22 protein-coding genes are annotated in these 19,801 nt (G+C 66.1%); 14 read left to right on the forward strand and 8 right to left on the reverse strand.

The window, feature by feature from the left end; translation table 11 throughout:
- Positions 1-79: 79 nt before the first annotated feature.
- Positions 80-781: a TetR/AcrR family transcriptional regulator gene (locus tag JWP83_RS26045; RefSeq protein ID WP_297737028.1), complete on the forward strand. Its 702-nt coding sequence runs from the start codon at positions 80-82 to the stop codon at positions 779-781.
- On the opposite strand, the gene JWP83_RS26050 is transcribed toward JWP83_RS26045, so the two are convergent.
- Both JWP83_RS26050 and JWP83_RS26055 read right to left on the reverse strand, forming a co-directional pair.
- Entirely contained in the window at positions 697-1,131 is a 435-nt protein-coding gene (locus JWP83_RS26050; RefSeq protein WP_297737031.1) for a hypothetical protein, read from the reverse strand. The two genes, JWP83_RS26045 and JWP83_RS26050, sit on opposite strands and share 85 nt — an antisense overlap.
- Positions 1,128-1,874, reverse strand: coding sequence for an enoyl-CoA hydratase/isomerase family protein (locus tag JWP83_RS26055; protein ID WP_297737034.1), 747 nt, complete (start codon positions 1,872-1,874; stop codon positions 1,128-1,130). Before JWP83_RS26055 ends, JWP83_RS26050 begins: the two co-directional genes overlap by 4 nt.
- Before the next feature lie 121 nt (positions 1,875-1,995).
- Between JWP83_RS26055 and JWP83_RS26060 the strand changes: the two genes are divergently transcribed.
- From JWP83_RS26060 to JWP83_RS26080, 5 genes are all read left to right on the forward strand, one after another.
- Entirely contained in the window at positions 1,996-2,418 is a 423-nt protein-coding gene (locus tag JWP83_RS26060) for a lipoprotein LpqH (RefSeq protein WP_297737037.1), read from the forward strand.
- A 79-nt stretch (positions 2,419-2,497) separates the two neighbouring features.
- Positions 2,498-3,688, forward strand: coding sequence for an amidohydrolase family protein (locus JWP83_RS26065; protein ID WP_297737040.1), 1,191 nt, complete (start codon positions 2,498-2,500; stop codon positions 3,686-3,688).
- 24 nt (positions 3,689-3,712) lie between these two features.
- Positions 3,713-5,179 carry a FadD3 family acyl-CoA ligase gene (locus JWP83_RS26070; protein ID WP_297737043.1) on the forward strand — a complete coding sequence of 489 codons (1,467 nt, stop codon included), beginning with the start codon at positions 3,713-3,715 and terminating at the stop codon, positions 5,177-5,179.
- Positions 5,176-5,802, forward strand: coding sequence for a fatty-acid--CoA ligase (locus JWP83_RS26075; RefSeq protein ID WP_297737046.1), 627 nt, complete (start codon positions 5,176-5,178; stop codon positions 5,800-5,802). Before JWP83_RS26070 ends, JWP83_RS26075 begins: the two co-directional genes overlap by 4 nt.
- A gap of 9 nt (positions 5,803-5,811) precedes the next feature.
- A complete protein-coding gene (locus tag JWP83_RS26080) occupies positions 5,812-5,997 on the forward strand; it encodes a (2Fe-2S)-binding protein (protein ID WP_297737049.1) in 186 nt (61 codons plus the stop codon).
- 6 nt (positions 5,998-6,003) lie between these two features.
- Here JWP83_RS26080 and JWP83_RS26085 read toward each other — a convergent pair whose 3' ends face one another.
- A complete protein-coding gene (locus JWP83_RS26085; RefSeq protein ID WP_297737138.1) occupies positions 6,004-7,710 on the reverse strand; it encodes an alpha-keto acid decarboxylase family protein in 1,707 nt (568 codons plus the stop codon).
- 36 nt (positions 7,711-7,746) lie between these two features.
- Between JWP83_RS26085 and JWP83_RS26090 the strand changes: the two genes are divergently transcribed.
- Genes JWP83_RS26090 through JWP83_RS26105 form a run of 4 tightly spaced genes read left to right on the forward strand, consistent with a single transcriptional unit; the run spans position 7,747 to position 10,239 of the window.
- Entirely contained in the window at positions 7,747-8,190 is a 444-nt protein-coding gene (locus tag JWP83_RS26090) for an SRPBCC family protein (RefSeq protein ID WP_297737052.1), read from the forward strand.
- 5 nt (positions 8,191-8,195) lie between these two features.
- On the forward strand, positions 8,196-9,275 hold the full coding sequence (locus tag JWP83_RS26095; protein ID WP_297737055.1) for a CaiB/BaiF CoA-transferase family protein: 1,080 nt from the start codon (positions 8,196-8,198) through the stop codon (positions 9,273-9,275).
- Between the two features lie 58 nt (positions 9,276-9,333).
- Positions 9,334-9,789, forward strand: coding sequence for an SRPBCC family protein (locus JWP83_RS26100; protein ID WP_297737058.1), 456 nt, complete (start codon positions 9,334-9,336; stop codon positions 9,787-9,789).
- A 3-nt stretch (positions 9,790-9,792) separates the two neighbouring features.
- Entirely contained in the window at positions 9,793-10,239 is a 447-nt protein-coding gene (locus JWP83_RS26105) for an SRPBCC family protein (protein ID WP_297737060.1), read from the forward strand.
- On the opposite strand, the gene JWP83_RS26110 is transcribed toward JWP83_RS26105, so the two are convergent.
- Positions 10,232-11,413, reverse strand: a complete 1,182-nt coding sequence (locus JWP83_RS26110) for a pyridoxal phosphate-dependent aminotransferase (RefSeq protein WP_297737067.1) — start codon at positions 11,411-11,413, stop codon at positions 10,232-10,234. The two genes, JWP83_RS26105 and JWP83_RS26110, sit on opposite strands and share 8 nt — an antisense overlap.
- Positions 11,414-11,851: 438 nt before the next feature.
- Between JWP83_RS26110 and JWP83_RS26115 the strand changes: the two genes are divergently transcribed.
- Together JWP83_RS26115 and JWP83_RS26120 are read left to right on the forward strand one after the other, a co-directional pair.
- Positions 11,852-13,063, forward strand: coding sequence for an acetyl-CoA C-acetyltransferase (locus tag JWP83_RS26115; RefSeq protein ID WP_297737070.1), 1,212 nt, complete (start codon positions 11,852-11,854; stop codon positions 13,061-13,063).
- Between the two features lie 4 nt (positions 13,064-13,067).
- A complete protein-coding gene (locus tag JWP83_RS26120) occupies positions 13,068-15,227 on the forward strand; it encodes a 3-hydroxyacyl-CoA dehydrogenase NAD-binding domain-containing protein (protein ID WP_297737073.1) in 2,160 nt (719 codons plus the stop codon).
- Positions 15,228-15,339: 112 nt separating this feature from the next.
- Here the strand turns inward: JWP83_RS26120 and JWP83_RS26125 are convergent, their stop codons facing one another.
- From JWP83_RS26125 to JWP83_RS26135, 3 genes are all read right to left on the reverse strand, one after another.
- Positions 15,340-16,206, reverse strand: a complete 867-nt coding sequence (locus tag JWP83_RS26125; RefSeq protein WP_297737075.1) for an LLM class F420-dependent oxidoreductase — start codon at positions 16,204-16,206, stop codon at positions 15,340-15,342.
- 20 nt (positions 16,207-16,226) lie between these two features.
- Positions 16,227-17,435 carry an FAD-dependent monooxygenase gene (locus JWP83_RS26130; RefSeq protein WP_297737078.1) on the reverse strand — a complete coding sequence of 403 codons (1,209 nt, stop codon included), beginning with the start codon at positions 17,433-17,435 and terminating at the stop codon, positions 16,227-16,229.
- 65 nt (positions 17,436-17,500) lie between these two features.
- Positions 17,501-17,710 carry a hypothetical protein gene (locus JWP83_RS26135; RefSeq protein ID WP_297737081.1) on the reverse strand — a complete coding sequence of 70 codons (210 nt, stop codon included), beginning with the start codon at positions 17,708-17,710 and terminating at the stop codon, positions 17,501-17,503.
- Positions 17,711-17,861: 151 nt separating this feature from the next.
- Between JWP83_RS26135 and JWP83_RS26140 the strand changes: the two genes are divergently transcribed.
- Entirely contained in the window at positions 17,862-18,851 is a 990-nt protein-coding gene (locus JWP83_RS26140; RefSeq protein WP_297737084.1) for an LLM class F420-dependent oxidoreductase, read from the forward strand.
- Here JWP83_RS26140 and JWP83_RS26145 read toward each other — a convergent pair.
- On the reverse strand, positions 18,848-19,141 hold the full coding sequence (locus JWP83_RS26145) for an antibiotic biosynthesis monooxygenase (protein WP_297737089.1): 294 nt from the start codon (positions 19,139-19,141) through the stop codon (positions 18,848-18,850). The two genes, JWP83_RS26140 and JWP83_RS26145, sit on opposite strands and share 4 nt — an antisense overlap.
- Positions 19,142-19,352: 211 nt before the next feature.
- On the opposite strand from JWP83_RS26145, the gene JWP83_RS26150 reads away from it, so the two are divergent.
- Positions 19,353-19,781, forward strand: a complete 429-nt coding sequence (locus JWP83_RS26150) for an OB-fold domain-containing protein (protein ID WP_297737141.1) — start codon at positions 19,353-19,355, stop codon at positions 19,779-19,781.
- The last annotated feature ends 20 nt before the right edge of the window (positions 19,782-19,801 follow it).

The following is a 19,801-nucleotide window of genomic DNA, read 5'->3' on the forward strand; positions in this document are numbered from 1 at the left end:
CAGGGTCAAGGTCGCAACGCCGTGCCGCGATACGATCCGTGTGGTCGGCACCGGAACGCAGAGGATACGGAGCAAAAGCATGACATCGGCCCGCAGGATCGGGGCGCCGGACGCGAAGAATCGCGTCCTGCTGCTCGACGCGGCCGAGCAGCTGATGATCGAAGAGGGCTACGCCGCCGTCACCTCGCGCCGCCTCGCGAACAAGGCGGGGCTGAAGCCTCAGCTGGTGCACTACTACTTCCGCACCATGGAGGAGCTGTTCCTCGAAGTCTTCCGCCGCCGCGGTGAAGAAGCCCTCGAGGTGCACGCACAAATGCTGCAGTCGCCCCAGCCGCTGTGGGCGCTGTGGCGATTCGGCACCGATCCCGCGTTCACCCGGATCTCCATGGAATTCATGGCGCTGGCCAATCACCGCAAGGAGATGCGGGCCGAAATCGCTTATTACGCAGAACGTTTCCGTGAAGAGGAGCGCCGAGCGGTGACGTCGGCGCTGCAGCGCTACGGCGCGGCCCGAGAAGAGATGCCGCCGGTGGTGGTTACCGTGCTCATGTCCAGCTTGTCGAGATTCCTGGTGCTCGAGCAGGCGATCGGCATGTCCAGCGGTCACGCCGAAACGGTGCAACTAGTCGAACGTCACCTGCGTCGCCTGGAAGGCGAGCCGCAGCCGATCGAGGGTGTAGCGGAGGCCTGGGTGGTTCACCAGTTCCGCAGCGAGCAAAGCACGCCTTTGAGGCCAGCGTTGGATACGACGACCGCTCCGTCCACCGCCAGAACACAGTGAAGCCCCGGCGTGCCGGGCTCCGTGCCCGTGCTCGCCACGACCATCGCGTAATCGTCGGGGTCCGACATGTCCAGATCGACGCTCCACGGCTTGCCCGGGCCAAGATCGACGTCGACATGCGGTGTGAACGAGTAGGGGTCGTGGCTGTAATCGGAGAATTTTTCCGGCTGGTGGTCCAGGTAATAGATGTCGGCGTAGATCGGATTCTCAGCGGTGACGGCATACTTGACGTGATGCATGATCGGGTCGGCATGGGCCCGCGGAGTGCTCACAACTAAACCGGCACTCACCAACAGCCCTGCCAGGGTCAGCGTCGAGCCGGCTCCCAACGTTCGGTACACGCCTGTCATGTCGCTCCTCCGGTTGCCTGGCGCGCACTGGCAGTGCGGTTCATCACCCGGTCTGCGGCCCGCCAATGTGCGTCGGCAACCCACAACCTTGCAAAGGATGCTATCGCCTCATCAGGCGAAACACCGCGGATTACCCGCTTTATCTCGTTTGCCGGGTGGCGAGCGAGATTTGTCGCGATCGAACGCCATCCTTCGTCGAACGAGGACCGTGGCAACACCACGTCAACCAATCCGATGCGGTGAGCCTCGACGGCGTCAACGGTGGTTCCGGTGCCAGCCAGCAGGAGCGCGCGACCCTTCCCAACCAGGGCGGCCAGTCGCTCGGCGCCTCCCCAGGCCGGCATGATCTCCAGCTCCACTTGATTAAAGGCGATTTTGATGTCGTCGGCGGCTACCCGAATGTCGGCGGCCACGGCCACTTCCGCGCCGCCGCCAAAGGCGTGGCCGTTGAGCGCGGCGATCACCGGGGCCGGGAAGGCGGCGAGCTGGTCGCAGATCGACCGCATCCGTTTGGCCATCGCCGAGGCGTCCTCCTCGGTCCGCAGCTTGCTCAGCTCCTTGAGATCACCGCCCGACACGAAAGCGCGATCGCCTGCACCCGTGATGACGAGGGTTCGCGCGCCGGCTGCCGCATCGAGTGCCTTCTCCATCTGCTCCATGGTGTCCAGCGAGATGGCGTTGCGGGCGTGGGGGCGATCGATAGTGAGCACCGCCAACCCGTCATCGAATTCCAGGTCCACCATGCGTTAACGCTCCAGGTATAAGGACAGTCGAGAACGTCCGATATTGGCATTCTCTTTGCCGGAGAATAACATCACCACAGCAGGCCCAAATAGTTTCGTGACCCAGGATCGAGGCGGCCCAGTGCGCAACCGACTCCCGGCGGCGGCCGCTGCCGCGCTCGCCGTTGCCCTCCTCGCGTCGTGCACGCCGCGGCCGCAAACCCAGCTCTCCAGCACGGCATCGGTGAACATCAACGGAAACGGTGCGGATTTCCATGTCGTCAAGTGCAGTCAGGTGGAATGGATCCGGATGATCGACATCGGCAGCGATTTCGCCGGGGCCAAGATCGTCGTCGATCACCGAGCGGAGCCGGCTACCGCCGAGTCCGTGCGGATCCAAAATCTGGATGGCTTCACCGGCATGTACTCGCAGGGCGGCGCGGGCGACGCCAAGCTGACTCTGAGCAGCGACAAGGTCACGATCACCGGTACCGCCAACGGCTACAGGACCGACAAACCAAACGAGCCGGCGACCGCCACCTTCAAAATCGTCGCTGCGTGCTGACCACGTCCAAGGCGGGGTGCACGTTGCGGTCAGCCGGCCGGAGAGAATAATATTCTCGCAAAACGCGAAGGAGGATCTCATGGGCCAATTGTCGCACCGGGAGGACGTCCCGTTTCCGCTGTTTGACGCGGATAATCACCTCTACGAGCCGCCGGAGGCGCTAATCAAGTTCCTGCCCAAGGAGTACAAGGACTACGTCCAGTACGTGCAGGTCAACGGGCGCACCAAGATCGCGATCCGCGGCCAGATCAGCAACTACATTCCCAACCCGACCTTCGAGGTCGTCGCACGGCCGGGAGCCTGGGAGGAGTACTTCAAGTTCGGCAATCCGGACGGCAAGACCAAGCGCGAGCTGTTCGGCGAGCCGATGCGTGCGATCCCGGCGTTCTTCGAGCCCGGCCCGCGCCTGGAGCAGATGAACGAGCTGGGACTGGACCGCACCCTGATGTTCCCGACGCTGGCCAGCCTGCTCGAGGAGCGGCTGCGCGACGACCCGGTCGCCATCCACGTCCTGGTCCATGCGCTGAACGAGTGGCTCGATGAGGTCTGGGGCTTCAACTACCAGAACCGCATCTTCACCACCCCGGTCATCACCCTGCCGATCGTGGAGAAGGCGATCGAGGAGCTGGAATGGGCGGTCAAGCGCGGTGCGCGTTGCATCCTGGTCCGCCCGGCGCCGGTGCCCGGCTTCCGCGGCCCCCGATCGTTCGCGGTACCCGAGTTCGACCCGTTCTGGGAGCGGGTCGTCGAGCACGACGTGCTGGTCGGCATGCACTCCAGCGACAGCGGCTACTCGCGGTACACCTCCGAATGGGACGGCGCCGACCAGGAGATGCTGCCGTTCCAAACCAATGCGATGGGCATCCTCAACGAGTGGCGGCCGATCCAGGACTCGGTGGGTTCGTGGGTGATCCACGGCGCGCTCTACCGCCATCCCAAGCTGAAGGTCGCGATCGTCGAGGCCGGGTCGAAGTGGATGGTGCCGCTGCTGGACGGCCTGGCCGAGGTCTACCGGAAGGCCCCGGAAGCCTTCCCGAGCGACCCCGTCGAGGTGATCAAGAACCGGATCCACGTGAGCCCGTTCTTCGAGGATGGCATCGACGATCTGGTCAACCTCGTCGGCGTGGATCAGGTGCTGTACGGCTCGGACTGGCCGCACCCGGAAGGGCTGGCGGAGCCCACCTTCTACATCAACGCGCTGGCGCACCTGCCCGTCGAGGATCAGGCAAAGATCATGGGCGGAAACCTGTCTCGCCTCGTCACGGTGTGACGGACCAGCCAACGGCCGGCTACGATGCAGAGCGCGAAGCGCGATGAGGAGGAGCCGGCCAATCGGCTATGGCAGACCATCCCCGAGATGGTCTTGAGCGCGGCGGACCGCTTCGGCGACGCGGAAGCAGTCGTCGACGGTCCGCTGCGCCTCACCTTCACCGAAGTTGCCGAGCGGATTCGTTGCGCCGCAGGCGCATTCGCCGACCTCGGCATCGACAAGGGTGACCGAGTCGCGATCTGGGCGCCCAACTCGGCCGAGTGGATCATCGCGGCGTTCGGACTGCTCACCGCGGGCGGCGTGCTGGTGCCGGTCAACGCCCGGTTCAAGACCGAAGAAGCCGGTGACATCATCGCCCGCAGCGGAGTGAAGGCCGCCCTGGTGCAGAAGGGATTTCTAGGCCAGGACTACACCGCGCCGGCGGGGATACCGGTCATCGACCTGAAATCCGACTTCCTTTCCAGCGGTTCGCCGTTCGAGCGGGCGATGAGCGGCGGCGAGATCTCGGACATCATCTTCACCTCGGGCACGACCGGCCGCCCGAAAGGCGCGATGATGAATCATCGTCAAACGCTGCGGATGTACGAGGAGTGGGCGACGCTCGCCGATCTGCGCGAGGGTGACCGTTACTTGCAGATCAACCCGTATTTCCACACGTTCGGCTTGAAGGCGGGACTCATCACGTCCTTCCTGCGCGGCGCGACGATGCTGCCAGTCGCGGTGTTCGACGTCGACATGGTGATGGATCTCATTGCGCGCGAAGGCATCACGATGCTTCCTGGGCCGCCTACGCTGTACCACTCGCTGCTGACCGTTCGCGACAAGACCAAGCTGTCGACTTTGCGGGCCGGCGTGACCGGCGCCGCCGACATCCCCGTCGAACTGGTCCGCCGCATACATAGTGAACTGCCGTTCCAGACGCTGATGACCGGATACGGGCTCACCGAGGCCGGCAACGTGACGCTGTCCCGCCCCGGTGATTCCTTCGAGGACGTGGCCACCACCGCGGGCCTGCCCTGCGACGGGGTCGAGGTACGCATCGCCGACGACGGCGAGGTGTTGGTCCGCGGCTACGGCGTCATGCAGGGCTACCTCGACGATCCCGTCGCCACCGCGAAGACGATCGATGCCGACGGCTGGCTGCATACCGGAGACCTGGGCAACCTGGACGACGCGGGCCGCCTGCGCATCGTCGGCCGCAAGAAGGACATGTTCATCGTCGGCGGATTCAACGCGTATCCGGCCGAGATCGAAGGCTTCCTGATAAACCACCCGGCCGTCGCGCAGGCGGCGGTCATCGGTGTTCCCGACGAGCGGCTCGGACAGGTGGGCAAGGCCTTCGTCGTCACCAAGGCCACGGTTTCGGAAGACGATTTGCTGGCGTGGTGCCGGGAGCGGATGGCAGGATTCAAAGCGCCGAGATCCATCCAGTTTCTCGACGAGTTGCCGCTCAACGCCACCGGGAAAGTGATGAAGGACCAACTCCGTTGAATAACAGCGACATTCACTCGATGGTGATAGCATCGGACTATCGCGTCCCGGATCCGACCCGAGTGTGGCCGCTGCTCGAGCGCAACAAGGCAGCGCTCGCCGACATCGGCGCCCACCACGTGCTGGTGTACACATCCACCCACGACCACGGCCGCGTGCTGGTGATGATTGGGGTGCACAGCCGCGAGCCCATCGTGGAACTCCTGCGCTCGCGGGTCTTCTTCGATTGGTTCGATGCCGCCGGCGTCGAGGACATACCCGCCGTCTTTGCCGGCGAGATCATCGACAGGTTTCTTCCGGAGCCGCCGCGGGCAGCGGGGGCGCCCGGCGTGGTGGTCTGCGCGATCGCCTCCGTCGAGGACGTGTCGACCCTGACAGCGGGGGTCCGCTCGGCGATGGACAGGTTCACCGCGGCCGGCATCCGAAAGACCTGGATCTTTCAGGCTTTTGACGATGAGCACGAGGTTCTGATTTTGCAGGAGTTTCCCGACGAGGAGGGCGCGCGGCGGTGGATCCAACATCCCGACGCGGCGGCGCACTGGATGTCGGGGGCGGGCGTCGGTGCCTACCCGCCGCTGTTCGTCGGCCGGTTCTTCGACATGATGCGCGTCGAGAGCGACTGAGACCGCCCGATGTTCGTGTGCCTGTGCAACGGCGTCACCAGCCAGACGGTGGCCGAGGTCGTGACGGCCGGGGCGTCGACCACCAACGACGTCGCCCAGGCTTGCGGCGCGGGCGCCGATTGCGGGCGCTGCCGACGCACCGTCCAGGCGATACTGCGCTCATCAACCCCGGACCGTTCGGCGCACCCGATTTAGGCTCGCTCAGCGGCGCGCGTTGCCCTCCGGCGACATGGGTCCGACGAGTTGACCGAGCAAATGCGGGATCTCCAGCCGCGGCAAGACCACCTCGACGAAGACCATGCGGTCCTGATGCTTGGCCGCCGCGGTGAACGCGTCGTCGAGTTCGCCGTAGGTCTGCGCCCGGAACGCCAGGTGATTGGCCACCCCCAGCGCGTGGGGGATCTCGGTCCAATTCCAGCCCACAATGTCGTTGTAGGGGGCCGTCTTTCCGTGAATTGCCCGTTCGACGGTGTAGCCGTCGTTGTTGACCACCACGATGACCGGGGATAGCCCTTCGCGGGAGAAGGTGCCGAGTTCCTGCACGGTCAGTTGCGCGGCGCCGTCGCCGATCAGCAACACCGTCCTGCGGTCGGGATGCGCCACCGCGGCGCCGACCGCGGCCGGCAACGTATAACCGATTGAACCCCAAAGCGGTTGACCGATGAAGGTGACCCCGTGCGGCAACCGGTGATCCGCCATGCCGTAGAACGACGTGCCCTGATCAGCCAGCACCACATTCCCCGGTGTGAGCGCGACGCAAAGCCGGTCCCACAACATCTGTTGGGTAAGTGGTTGATCGCGCGCCGGGGGCGGCGGAAGGGGCTCGGCCGGCGGGGAGGCCACGGGGGGCGAAGTGATCCCGCGCCGGGTCAGGATTGTGGCCAGCGCCTCCAACGCGGCCCCCATCTCCATCGGCGCGAAAACCTCACCGGCCACACTGCTTTGGTACTGTCCGACGTCGATGGTCCGCGCCGGGTCGATCCGCTGGCTGAAGAAGCCGCTGACCATGTCGGTGAACACCACCCCCGCGGTCACCAGCACCGGCGCGTCCTCGATCGCGGTGCGCACCCATTCGGCGCTGGCCGAACCGGCGTAGATTCCAAGGAAATTGGGGGAGCTCTCGTCGAGCAGGCTCTTTCCCCACATCAACGTCGCGTGCGGCACCACGTCCGCCGCCAGCAATGCCTCGAGCTCTTTGACGGTCTGCAGGCGGTGCACCAGCAGGTCGGCGAGCACGGTCAGCTGATGGTCGCCGATGAGTTCGGCGGCGGCCTCGACGAACAGCGACAGCGCGCGGGGGCTGGTGCCCCCGGTGTAGCGGGGCAGCGGCGCGTCCGTCGGTTCGGTGGGGAAGCGCGCCACGTCGGTGGACATCAGTATGTAGCCCGGCCGCTTTTGTTCGCGCACCTCGGACAGGACCCGATCGATCTCTCTGCACGCGGTGGCCGGCATGAGATTAGCTTGGGCGCAAGTGATTTCGCGGCTGATCCGAAAGAAATGCTCGAAGTCCCCGTCGCCGAGCGAATGATGCAGCGCACGCCTGGTGCCCTGTGCGTCTTTCGACGGGCCACCGACGATGTGCACGACGGGCACGTGCTCCGCGTAGCTGCCGGCGATGGCGTTGGCCGCCGAGAGTTCGCCCACCCCGAATGTCGTTACCACAGCTGACATTCCGCGCAGACGTCCGTACCCGTCGGCTGCGTAACCGGCGTTGAGCTCGTTGGCGCTGCCCACCCACCGAATGGTCGGATGGGCGACGATGTGATCCAAAAATTCCAGGTTATAGTCGCCGGGAACGCCGAAGATCTCGGAAACGCCGAGTTCGGCGAGGCGGTCCAACAGGTAGTCACCGACGGTGTAGACGAGGGGATCAGTCACAAGCACGACGGTACGCCCGGTCGAAACCATTCCGGCCGACACGCCGTTTCGCCTATCGTGCGGGCCATGGCAATCAAAGAATCCCGCGACATCGTCATCGAAGCCGGCCCCGAGGAGATTCTGGGCGTCATCGCCGATTTCGAAGCGATGCCCGAATGGTCGGACCCCCACCAGAGTGCGGAAATCCTCGAGACCGGGGACGACGGGCGGCCCAGCAAGGTGAAGATGAAGGTCAGGACCGCGGGCATCACCGACGAACAGGTGGTCGCCTACACGTGGAGCGGCAATGACGTGAGCTGGACGCTGGTCAGCTCCGGCCAGCAGAAGTCGCAGGACGGCAAATACACCTTGGTTCCTCAAGGAGACGCGACCCTGGTCAAGATGGAGATCAGCGTCGACCCGAACGTGCCGCTGCCCGGCTTCGTGCTCAAACGGGCCGTCAAGGGGACGATCGATTCCGCGACCAAGGCGCTGCGCGAGCGGGTGCTTCAGGTGAAGAAGGGCAAATAGTCACGGTGACGAGCGGGGGTCCCCTGGCCGGGGTGCGGGTGATCGAACTCGGCGGCATCGGACCGGGTCCGCACGCCGGGATGATGCTCGCCGACCTGGGTGCCGATGTGGTGCGGGTGCGGCGCCCCGGCGGCGTGGCGATGCCGCCCGAGGACCGCGACCTGCTGCACCGCGGAAAGCGGATCGTCGACCTGGACGTCAAGTCGCAGCCTCAGGCGCTGCTGGAGCTGGCCGGCAAGGCCGACGTGCTGCTCGACTGCTTCCGGTCCGGCACCTGCGAGCGGCTCGGCATCGGTCCCGAGGACTGCGCGGCGGTCAATCCGCGGCTGATCTTCGCGCGGATCACCGGCTGGGGACAGCACGGCCCGGTAGCGCAGACGGCGGGACACGACATCAACTATTTGTCGCAGACCGGCGCGCTCTCGGCGCTCGGGTATCGGGACCGGCCGCCGATGCCGCCGCTGAATCTGGTCGCCGACTTCGGCGGCGGTTCGATGCTGGTGCTGCTGGGCATTGCGGTCGCGCTGTACGAACGGGAACGGTCGGGCAAGGGCCAGGTCATCGACGCCGCGATGGTCGACGGGGTGAGCCTGCTCGCCCAGATGATGTGGACCATGAAGTCGACCGGTGCGCTGCGCGACGAGCGGGAATCTTTCCTGCTCGACGGCGGGGCCCCCTTCTACCGGTGCTACGAGACCTCCGACGGCAAGTACCTGGCCGTCGGCGCCATCGAACCGCAATTCTTCGCGGCGCTGCTGACCGGGCTCGGCCTGTCGCCCGATGAAGTGCCCAGTCAGCTCGACATCGGCTCGTACCAACGGATGTACGACGCCTTCGCGACGCGCTTCGCCAGCCGGACCCGCGACGAATGGACGGAAATTTTCGCGGGCACCGACGCGTGCGTCACCCCGGTGTTGACCTGGAGCGAAGCCGCCACCAACGACCATTTGAAGGCTCGGTCGACGGTGATCAACGCCCACGGCGTCGAACAGGCCGCTCCCGCGCCGCGCTTCTCCCGAACTCCAGCCGGCCCAGTCGGGCCGCCGCCCGCCACAACCACACCGCTTGACGAAATCGGCTGGTAAGTAGAGATTTACGGCGAACACCGTCCGCGCGTGGGTCGCTGGGGTTAGTTTGTCATCAGTGGCTGTAAAAGCATCACGGGAATTTGTCGTTGACGCGCCGCCGGAAGTGGTCATGGACGCGCTGACAGATGTCGGCGTCCTTTCATCGTGGTCGCCGCTACACAAACACGTCGAAGTGATCGACCGTTATCCCGACGGCCTGCCCCATCATGTCAGGGCCACGATCAAGATTCTGGGGCTCGTCGACAAAGAGATCCTGGAATATCACTGGGGTCCCGACTGGGTCGTGTATGACGCCAAGGGGACCGCCCAACAGCATGGGCAGCACGTCGAGTACAACCTCAAACCCGAGGGTCTCGACAAGACGCGCGTGCGTTTCGACATCACCGTCGAACCGGCGGGGCCCATTCCCGGATTCGTCGTCAAGCGGGCCACGGAAAACGTTCTCAACGCCGCGGTGAAGGGGCTCAGCGAGCTGGTGACGGGCGGTGGGGAATCGGGCGGTGCGACTTAACTAGTGGCCGTACAAGCGTCGTCGGAAATTGTCATTGACGCGCCCCCGGAAGTGATCATGGAGGCGCTCGCCGACATGGACACCGTGCCGTCGTGGTCCGCGGTGCACAAGAAGGCCGAAGTCATCGACACCCATCCCGACGGGCGACCGTGCCACGTCAAGGTGACGATCAGAGTGATGGGCATCATCGACACGCAGTTCCTCGAGTACCACTGGGGTCCGGACTGGATGGTGTGGGATGCCAAAAAGACCATCCACCAACACGGCCAGCACGGCGAGTACAACCTGACCCGCGAGGGGGATGACAAGACCCGGGTGCGATTCGGCATCACCGTGGAACCATCCGCGCCACTGCCTGAGTTCTTGATCAACCGGGCCCGCAAGAAGATCTTGCATGCCGCGCTGGAGGGCCTTCGGAAGCGGGTTATGGGCCCCGGCCCGGCTACGTAGCCGCTCGGTTCCGCAGCGCGGCCAGTCGCCTGATCGCCTCGTCGAGGGTGTCGTCGCGTTTGCAGAACGTGAAGCGCACCAAGTGATTCCACACGTCGGCGTGGGGTGCCGCAGGATCGCAGAACGCCGACATCGGGATCGCCGCCACGCCGACCTTCACCGGGAGCGCAGCGCAAAAGGCGGCGCTGTCGTCGTACCCGAGCGGGCGTGGGTCGGCGCACAGGAAATAGGTGCCGTCGCTGTCGTGCACCGCGAAGCCGATCTCGGTCAGCCCGGCGGCCAGCCGGTCCCGCCTTGCCTGCAACGAGCGCCGAAGCTCGCCAACCCAGGCGTCCTCGGTGTCCAGCGCGAGAGCCACCGCGGGCTGGAACGGGGCGCCGCCGACGTAACTCAGATACTGTTTGGCCGCGCGCACCCCGGCGATGAGTTGCGATGGGCCGCAGGCCCACCCGATCTTCCATCCGGTGCAGTTGAACATTTTGGCCGCGCTGGAGATGGTCACCGTGCGCTCGGCCATGCCGTCGAAGCCTGCCAGCGGGACATGGCGGTTGCCGTCATACACCAGGTGTTCGTACACCTCATCGGTGATCACCAAAAGGTCGGCGGCCACCGCGATCTCGGCGATGGCCGTGAGATCCGACGCGCTCAGCACCGTGCCGGTGGGGTTGTGCGGCGAGTTGACGATCAGCGCGCGGGTCCGCGGCGTCACCGCCCGCCGCAGAGCGTCGGCGTCCAGCGCGAAGCCGCGGCCATCGGGCACCAGCGGCACGGCCACCCGGTGCGCGCCGGCCATCGCCACCACCGGCGAGTAGGAATCGTAGAAGGGTTCGATGAGGATCACCTCCGAGCCCGGCTCGATCAGCCCGATCACCGCCGCGGCGATGGCTTCGGTGGCCCCGACCGTCACCAACACCTCGGTGTCGGGGTCGTAGTCGATGCCGAAGTGCCGCCCGCGATGGGCGGCGATGGCCTGGCGCAGCGGTGCGATGCCGATGCCGGGCGGGTATTGGTTGACGCCGGCGGCGATGGCGTCCTGCGCGGCTTTCAGCAATGCGGGGGGCCCGTCCTCGTCGGGGAAGCCCTGGCCGAGGTTCACCGCGCCGATCCGCGCGGCCAGGGCCGACATCTCGGCGAACACCGTGGTCGCGTACGGCCGCAGTCGCGACACCGTCATGGTGGTTGAGCTTAAGGCCGGGAAAGATGCGCGCCGCTGCCCGGCGTGGGGCGGAGGGCCCAGCTCGCGGGCAGAGCCGGGCATTCGAGCCTTGGGACGCTTTGTCACACCTGCCACATTGGCCCCTGGCCTGAGGAACACCTTTTGGTGCCCGCCTACGCGCGACAATGACCTGACACTAGAGTCGTGTCGCTATGAGGTGGGCAGTTTGTGCACCGACCGCCGCAGAGACTCGAGAGACTGATGTGGCGACCGCAGCTGGCCGCACATTCGGCGGTGTGCCGGCGGCCGGCCGCACACTTGGGTGCGATCCCCGCACGCGCTGACCAGCGACATCCCGCCCAACCAACAGGTTGGCCGGGGGCCCTGTTAGGGTGCTGGTACTGGACCTAGTGTTAAAGACGGATCCGAACCCCCATTTGTGAAGAGGAAGCCGACATGTCCGAAGAAGCCTTCATCTACGAGGCCATCCGCACACCGCGCGGGAAGCAGCGCAATGGATCGCTGAACGAGGTCAAGCCGCTGAACCTGGTCGTGGGCCTGGTCGACGAGCTGCGTAAGCGCAACCCCGACCTCGACGAGAACCTGATCAGCGACATGATTCTCGGCGTGGTCTCACCGGTCGGCGACCAGGGCGGCGACATCGCCCGCACCGCGGTGCTGGCGGCCGGGCTGCCCGAAACCACCGGCGGTGTGCAGCTCAACCGGTTCTGCGCCTCGGGTCTGGAGGCGGTCAACACCGCCGCCCAGAAGGTGCGATCCGGCTGGGACGACATGGTGCTGGCCGGCGGTGTGGAGTCGATGAGCCGCGTCCCGATGGGCTCCGACGGCGGCGCCTGGGCGACCGACCCCGAGACCAACTACCAGATCGGCTTCGTGCCGCAGGGCATCGGCGCCGACCTGATCGCCACCATCGAGGGTTTCTCCCGCGACGACGTCGACGCCTACGCGCTGCGCTCGCAGCAGAAGGCCGCCGAGGCCTGGTCGGGCGGCTACTTCGCCAAGTCAGTTGTGCCGGTGCGCGACCAGAACGGCCTGGTGATTCTCGACCACGACGAGCACATGCGGCCCGACACCACGATGGAGGGCCTGGCTAAGCTGAAGACGGCCTTCGACGGCGTCGGCGAGATGGGCGGCTTCGACGACGTGGCGCTGCAGAAGTACCACTGGGTCGAAAAGATCAACCACGTCCACACCGGCGGCAACAGCTCCGGAATCGTCGACGGCGCCGCGCTGGTCCTCGTCGGTTCGGAGGCGGCGGGCAAGTCGCAGGGGCTGACCCCGCGGGCGCGCATCGTGGCCACCGCCACCAGCGGCGCGGACCCGGTCATCATGCTCACCGGCCCCACCCCCGCCACCCGCAAGGTGCTGGACCGGGCCGGACTGACGATCGACGACATCGACCTGTTCGAACTGAACGAGGCGTTCGCGTCGGTCGTCCTGAAGTTCCAGAAGGACCTCAAAATCCCGGACGAGAAGCTCAACGTCAACGGTGGCGCCATCGCGATGGGCCACCCGCTGGGCGCCACCGGCGCCATGATCACCGGCACCATGGTCGACGAACTCGAGCGCCGCAACGCGCGTCGCGCGCTGGTCACGCTGTGCATCGGCGGCGGCATGGGTGTCGCCACCATCATCGAGAGGGTTTAAGACCATGGCAGAGAACACCATTGCGTGGGATAAGGACGCCGACGGCATCGTCACGTTGACGCTTGACGACCCCACCGGCTCGGCCAACGTGATGAACGAGCACTACGCCGAGTCCATGCACAACGCGGTCGAACGCCTTGTCGCCGAGAAGGATTCGATCACCGGCGTGGTCATCACCAGCGCGAAGAAGACCTTCTTCGCCGGCGGCGACCTGAAGGGCATGATCAAGCTCGGCCCCGAGAACGCGGGTGAGGCTTTCGACACCGTCGAGGCGGTCAAGCGCGACCTGCGCGCCCTCGAGACCCTCGGCAGGCCCGTGGTGGCCGCCATCAACGGCGCCGCGCTCGGCGGCGGCCTCGAGATCGCGCTGGCCTGTCACCACCGCATCGCCGCCGACGTCAAGGGCCTCGTCGTCGGTCTGCCCGAGGTCACGCTGGGCCTGCTGCCCGGCGGGGGCGGGGTAACCCGCACCGTGCGGATGTTCGGCATCCAGAACGCGTTCATGAACATCCTGTCGCAGGGCACCCGCTTCAAGCCGGACAAGGCCAAGGAAATCGGCCTGGTCGATGAGCGCGTCGGCTCGGTCGAGGAACTGGTGCCGAGGGCGAAGGCTTGGATAAAAGAGGAGCTCAAGGACAACCCCGACCGTGTCTTCGTCCAGCCGTGGGATGCGAAGGGCTACAAGATGCCCGGCGGCACCCCGTCCAGCCCGGCGCTGGCCGGCATCCTGCCGTCGTTCCCGGCGCTGCTGCGCAAGCAGCTCAAGGGCGCACCGATGCCGGCGCCGCGGGCCATCCTGGACGCGGCCGTCGAGGGCGCGCAGGTGGACTTCGACACCGCCAGCCGCATCGAGAGCCGCTACTTCACGCAGCTCGTCACCGGCCAGGTCGCCAAGAACATGATCCAGGCGTTCTTCTTCGACCTGCAGCACATCAACGGCGGCGGCTCGCGGCCGGAGGGAATCGGCAAGACGCCGATCAACAAGATCGGCGTGCTGGGCGCGGGCATGATGGGCGCCGGCATCGCGTACGTGTCGGCCAAGGCCGGCTTTGAAGTGGTGCTCAAAGATGTGAGCGCGGAAGCTGCCGCTAAGGGCAAGGGCTACTCGGAAAAGCTTGAGGCTAAGGCACTTCAACGCGGCAAGACCACCGAGGAGAAGAGCAAGGCGCTGCTGGACCGCATCACGCCGACGGCCGACGCCGCCGACTTCAAGGGCGTCGACTTCGTGATCGAGGCGGTGTTCGAGAGCCAGGACCTCAAGCACAAGGTGTTTGGTGAGATCGAGGACGTCGTCGAGCCCAACGCCCTGCTCGGGTCGAACACCTCGACGCTGCCGATCACCGGTCTGGCGACCGGCGTGAAGCGCCAAGAGGACTTCCTCGGGATCCACTTCTTCTCACCGGTCGACAAGATGCCGCTGGTGGAAATCATCAAGGGCGAGAAGACTTCTGACGAGGCGCTGGCCCGGGTGTTCGACTACACGCTGGCCATCGGCAAGACCCCGATCGTCGTCAACGACAGCCGCGGCTTCTTCACCAGCCGCGTCATCGGCACGTTCGTGAACGAGGCGCTGGCGATGCTCGGCGAAGGCGTCGAGCCCGCCAGCGTCGAGCACGCCGGTTCGCAGGCCGGCTACCCCGCGCCGCCGCTGCAGCTGTCCGACGAGCTCAACCTGGAGCTGATGCACAAGATCGCCGTCGCCAGCCGCAAGGGTGTCGAGGACGCGGGCGGCACCTACGAGCCGCACCCGGCGGAAGCCGTGGTCGAGAAGATGATCGAGATCGGCCGGCCGTCGCGGTTGAAGGGCGCGGGCTTCTACGAGTACGCCGACGGCAAGCGCACCAGCCTGTGGCCGGGCCTGCGGGAGACGTTCAAGTCCGGTTCCTCACAGCCACCGCTGCAGGACATGATCGACCGGATGCTGTTCGCCGAGGCGCTGGAAACCCAGAAGTGCCTGGACGAGGGTGTGCTGACGTCGACCGCCGATGCCAACATCGGGTCGATCATGGGCATCGGCTTCCCGCCTTACACCGGTGGTAGCGCGCAGTTCATCGTCGGATATCAGGGCCCGGCCGGCACGGGCAAGGAAGCCTTCGTGGCCCGGGCCCGGGAGCTGGCGGCCAAGTACGGCGACCGCTTCCTGCCGCCGGACTCGCTTACGTAGACCCCGCCAGCCCGCGCGAGCAGACGCGAAAGCCCCCAAAACACCCTGTTTTAGGGGGCTTTCGCGTCTGCTCGGCCGGGAAGGGTCAGGCGGGGCGTGCCCAACGGTATGCCTAATCAGCGTTACAGGCCGCGGCGATCCGGCGCCATTGCTCGCGGGGGAAGGCGCTCGGGTCGGCCAGCAGCACCTGGACGCAGACGTGGTCGGCGCCGGCGGCTTGATGCTCGGCGACCCTGCGCATGATGGCCCCTTCGTCGCCCCACGCGATGATCGCGTCGAAGAGTCGATCGCTCACCTGTGCCAGATCGTCCTCAGAAAACCCGCTGCGCAGCAGGTTGTTGGCGTAGTTGGGCAACGCCAAATACGCACGGAGCCAATCGGTTCCGATGCGGTGCGCCTCATCGGCGGTGTCACACAGGATCACGGTCTGCTCCGGCAGCAGCAAGGGTCCGTCGCCCAAAGTCGAACGGGCAGAAGCGGTGTGCTCCGGGGTGACGAGGTAAGGGTGGGCCCCGCGGGCGCGGGTCGCGGACAGCGTCAGCATTTTCGGGCCGAGCGCGGCGAGGACCCGCGCGTCGGCCGGCACTGGTTGCGGCGCGGCGTCCAACCCGTCCAGGAACGACGCCGTCGCCGCCAGCGGTTTGCGATAGCGCCCGGGCGCGCCGGCGTCGATCAGCGGCGCGTGGCTGACCCCGATACCGAGCAGGAAGCGCTCGCCGTGCTCAGCGGTCAGGGCAGCGTACGATGCGGCAACATCGCCGGCCGAATGCATCCAGAGATTCAGGATTCCCGTGGCGATGACTGCCCGCGTGGTCGCGGTGAGCAGCCGTCCCACCGCGTCGAACACCGGCCCGCCCACATCGGGAATCCACAGCGCCGTGAAGCCAAGCTCGTCCAATTCAGCTGCTGCGTCAGCGATTTCGGCTGGATCGCCGTAGCGCAGTTGACTGCTCCACACCCCGACACCGGCAAGGTCCATTGGCGATCATCCCTTTCTTGTCACGCCCCGGCTTCGCTGTAGTTGGGCACCTGCATCGAGTCGTGCATGCGCACACCCTTGGTGTTGGGCTTCGCCAGTGCCCTGGAAAGCGACCCGGGCATCAATGAGACTAACTGGGCCCCACGGGTTAAGGCCCAAACCCCGGCTCGGGAGCCGGGGATGATGCCCCTGGCGGCGCCCCGCGCGAAGGCCCGGCTGAGATGCACCGGCTCGCGCATCTGTAGCTCGTAGGCGGCGAACGCGCGCAGGTGATCGCCGTCGGCGCGGGCCAGCTCCCCGGCGAGCACGTAGGCGCCGAGGACCGCGAGGCTGGTGCTGCCGCCGACGGCGGGGCCGGGGCAGTACCCGGCGTCGCCGACGAGGGTGACCCGTCGGCGCGACCAGATGTTCATCCGTAGTTGGCTGATCGCATCGAAGTAGAACGCCTGCGTCCCGTCGATCTGCGCCAGCCAGCCGTCCACCTGGGAGTGCATGGCCGCGAAGGTGTCGCGCAGTAATTCCTTCTGCCGCGACGAATCGCGGTGATCGTAGTCGAGCTCCTCTTTGCTGCGGAACATGAACACCACCCGGGCATCGTCCAGATGCTCGGCAGTGTAGATGGCCGCGAGGCGACCGACGCCGATGTGCCCGACCATCTCGCCGGGGACGGCCAGTGCCTTGGGCGCCGACACCACCGCCAGGTATCCGCCGATGAAGCGGGTGAGCGCGGCTTCCTCGCCAAAGACCAGGCGCCGAACGTTGGAGTGCAGCCCGTCGGCGCCGACGACGACGTCGAAGCTGCGGGTGGGGGAGCGCTCGAAGGTCACCTCGCCGTCCGGCTCGATCGTCGTAATGGAGTCGCCGAAAAGGTATTCGACGTCGTCGCGGCCGGCGTCGTAGTAAATCTCGCTGAGATCGTCGCGCATGATTTCCACGTGCCGGTCCGATGCGATGCCGACGAGCTTGGTCAGGTCGATCTCGGTGGGCCGGGGCCGGCCTTCCCGATACATCGTCAGGCGGTTCGTGCCGGTGGCGAGTTCCTCGATGCGCGGCAAAACGCCCATCTTCGCCGAGATCTCCATCGCCGGGCGGAACAGGTCGACGGCGTGGCCGCCAGTCTTGCGCAGCGTCGCCGCGCGCTCGACGACGGTGACGTCGAAGCCGTGGCGGGTAAGCCAATACGCCACCACCGGTCCGGCGATGCTGGCGCCGGAGATCAGAACCCGCATGACGACCTTCCGCTTACCTAACCTTCGGTAAGCCTAATGGCCGGTGCTGGGCGCAGCGGACAGCGTTACGGGCTGCTCTGGTCCTGGGCATTCTGCGTGAAGATGTCGCCCGAGGTCTGGCCCTGGTCGTTGACGAAGTTGGTGTCGTCGGTGGCGAACGGCGCGGTGGCCGACGGACCGGATGCGACAACGGTTCCGGGCTCAACATGTGGCGAGGCGCTGAATAGCGCGAGCGCCGCGACGGTCGCGGCTCCCGCGAAGATCAGTTGCGCCACGCGGATTTGTCGACGCCGAACGTCGGATACAGCTGTTTCGTGCCGGAGGTCTGTCATCCATCCTGTTTAGGACTTCGTTGTCGGGAGCGGCTGGGCGCGAGCTATCGATACGCTGTGAGGCCGAGCCGTCACCGGGCTACAGTCCCTTGCTATGCGCTTCGGTCTCTTCATCCCGCAAGGCTGGCGATTGGATCTGGTCGGCATCGACCCCGAGAAACACTGGGCGGTGATGCGCGACCTGGCCGCCTACGCCGACAACAGCGCCTGGGACTCGCTGTGGGTCTACGACCACTTCCACACGGTCCCGATGCCAACGGGCGAGGCCACCCACGAGGCGTGGTCGCTGATGGCGGCGTACGCGGCGACCACCTCGCGGATCAAACTCGGCCAGATGTGCACCGCGATGAGCTACCGCAATCCGGTGTATCTGGCCAAGGTGGCCGCGACCGCCGACATCATCTCGGGCGGGCGGATTCAGATGGGAATCGGCGGCGGCTGGTACGAACACGAGTGGCGCGCTTACGGTTACGGGTTCCCGTCGGCTAAGGTGCGGTTGGCCCGGCTGGACGAAGGCGTGCAGATCATGCGCGACGCCTGGCGCGACGGCAAAGTCAGTTTCGACGGCGAGCACTATCAGGTCGACGGCGCGATCGTCGCCCCGAAGCCTTTGCAGGGCAACGGTATACCGCTGTGGATCGCCGGCGGTGGGGAGAAGGTGACGTTGCGCATCGCCGCCAAATACGCGCAGTACACCAACTTCACCCCGGAGCTCGAGGCATTCGCCCACAAGTCGGAGGTGCTGGCAGCGCATTGCCGCGACGTGGGCACCGACTTCGAGGGGATCGTGCGTTCGGTCAATGTCAACGCGGTCATCGGCACATCGGACGCCGACGTCAAGGATCGGCTGCAACGGGTGCGCGACCGGTTGGTCGGCTATGTGCCGGAGGCGGCTGCCGATGCGATGATCGCCGGCACCACCGGACCGGAGTCGGCGGTGGGTACAACCGAACAAGTGATCGAGCGGATCGCGAGGATCCGCGACCTTGGATGCGGGTACGCGATCTGCTATTTCCCGGAGGCCGCGTACGACCGCTCGGGTATCGAGCTATTCGAACGGGACGTCATTCCCGCGCTGCGTTAGATGTCCGTGGTGGCGTACCGCGTCTTGACGGGAGGCGCGGCCAGCAGGGGAGGAAGCTCGGTAACTTTTCCCGGGCCGGCGCGGAAGGCACGGTAGGCCTCGTCGTGCTCGACGGTGTCCCAGAGTTCGTAAATGACCCAGTGCGCTTCGTCGTCCTCATCGACGAGCACGTCGGTCGCGAGGTTCCCGTCGAACGCGCGGGTGCGTTGGAGCGTCCGGCGCATGAGATCCCGCGCCGCAGGCACCGCCTCGGGCTTCAGCCTGAGTTCGAGTAGCACCGTGACGGGCATGGTCGTCTCCTCACATCGCGTCGGGGTCGCACTTGGGGCTTCGCCACGATAACGCGTTGTGAGGGCGAGCCGGCGGTCACATCGGCCATACATTTCCCTCGCGGGAGGGGCTCTGGTTACCGAGCGCGATGCGGACGACCGGCGATGAGAATGCGGTTTCCACTTTTCGGAAAGCTGTTATACGGTTCAGTGAGCATGGTTCTGTTCGACACTGGAGGATCCCTTGACGCAGAAGGCACTCGCCCCGGAAATCTCCACCTGGCCCGACGAGAACCCGCAGCTGATCGGGAGTCGTTGCGGCAACTGTGGCGCCACGACCTTCCCCGTCCAGCAGTGGTGCCCGCGCTGCAGCGGGGACGAGATGACCGAGTTGACGTTGCCGCGCCGCGGGACCCTCGTCGCATGGACCACACAGGGCTTCCCGCCCGGAGCGCCCTTTGCCGGTCCGACCGGTAAGGACTTCGTGCCGTTCGGGGTCGGGCTGGTCCAGCTGGGCGACATCATTCGAGTCGAGGGTCGGCTGACCGAAAACGACCCGGGCAAGCTGCAATTCGGTCAGGAGGTCGAGCTGACCATGGTGCCGTTGACCACCGACGAGGAGGGCGCCGACGTCATGACGTTCGCCTTCCAGCCGGTCTAGTGGCGATCGCGAGCGCGGCG

Source organism: Mycobacterium sp. (assembly GCF_025965855.1).
Lineage (GTDB): Bacteria > Actinomycetota > Actinomycetes > Mycobacteriales > Mycobacteriaceae > Mycobacterium.

What these genes read in the sequence shown, in the direction of transcription:
- JWP83_RS26045 (WP_297737028.1), top strand. Translation starts at nt 80, where the DNA reads ATGACATCGGCCCGCAGGATCGGGGCGCCGGACGCGAAGAATCGCGTC.
- JWP83_RS26050 (WP_297737031.1), bottom strand. Translation starts at nt 1,131, where the DNA reads ATGACAGGCGTGTACCGAACGTTGGGAGCCGGCTCGACGCTGACCCTG.
- JWP83_RS26055 (WP_297737034.1), bottom strand. Translation starts at nt 1,874, where the DNA reads ATGGTGGACCTGGAATTCGATGACGGGTTGGCGGTGCTCACTATCGAT.
- JWP83_RS26065 (WP_297737040.1), top strand. Translation starts at nt 2,498, where the DNA reads ATGGGCCAATTGTCGCACCGGGAGGACGTCCCGTTTCCGCTGTTTGAC.
- JWP83_RS26070 (WP_297737043.1), top strand. Translation starts at nt 3,713, where the DNA reads ATGCAGAGCGCGAAGCGCGATGAGGAGGAGCCGGCCAATCGGCTATGG.
- JWP83_RS26080 (WP_297737049.1), top strand. Translation starts at nt 5,812, where the DNA reads ATGTTCGTGTGCCTGTGCAACGGCGTCACCAGCCAGACGGTGGCCGAG.
- JWP83_RS26085 (WP_297737138.1), bottom strand. Translation starts at nt 7,710, where the DNA reads ATGGTTTCGACCGGGCGTACCGTCGTGCTTGTGACTGATCCCCTCGTC.
- JWP83_RS26090 (WP_297737052.1), top strand. Translation starts at nt 7,747, where the DNA reads ATGGCAATCAAAGAATCCCGCGACATCGTCATCGAAGCCGGCCCCGAG.
- JWP83_RS26110 (WP_297737067.1), bottom strand. Translation starts at nt 11,413, where the DNA reads ATGACGGTGTCGCGACTGCGGCCGTACGCGACCACGGTGTTCGCCGAG.
- JWP83_RS26115 (WP_297737070.1), top strand. Translation starts at nt 11,852, where the DNA reads ATGTCCGAAGAAGCCTTCATCTACGAGGCCATCCGCACACCGCGCGGG.
- JWP83_RS26120 (WP_297737073.1), top strand. Translation starts at nt 13,068, where the DNA reads ATGGCAGAGAACACCATTGCGTGGGATAAGGACGCCGACGGCATCGTC.
- JWP83_RS26125 (WP_297737075.1), bottom strand. Translation starts at nt 16,206, where the DNA reads ATGGACCTTGCCGGTGTCGGGGTGTGGAGCAGTCAACTGCGCTACGGC.
- JWP83_RS26130 (WP_297737078.1), bottom strand. Translation starts at nt 17,435, where the DNA reads ATGCGGGTTCTGATCTCCGGCGCCAGCATCGCCGGACCGGTGGTGGCG.
- JWP83_RS26140 (WP_297737084.1), top strand. Translation starts at nt 17,862, where the DNA reads ATGCGCTTCGGTCTCTTCATCCCGCAAGGCTGGCGATTGGATCTGGTC.
- JWP83_RS26145 (WP_297737089.1), bottom strand. Translation starts at nt 19,141, where the DNA reads ATGCCCGTCACGGTGCTACTCGAACTCAGGCTGAAGCCCGAGGCGGTG.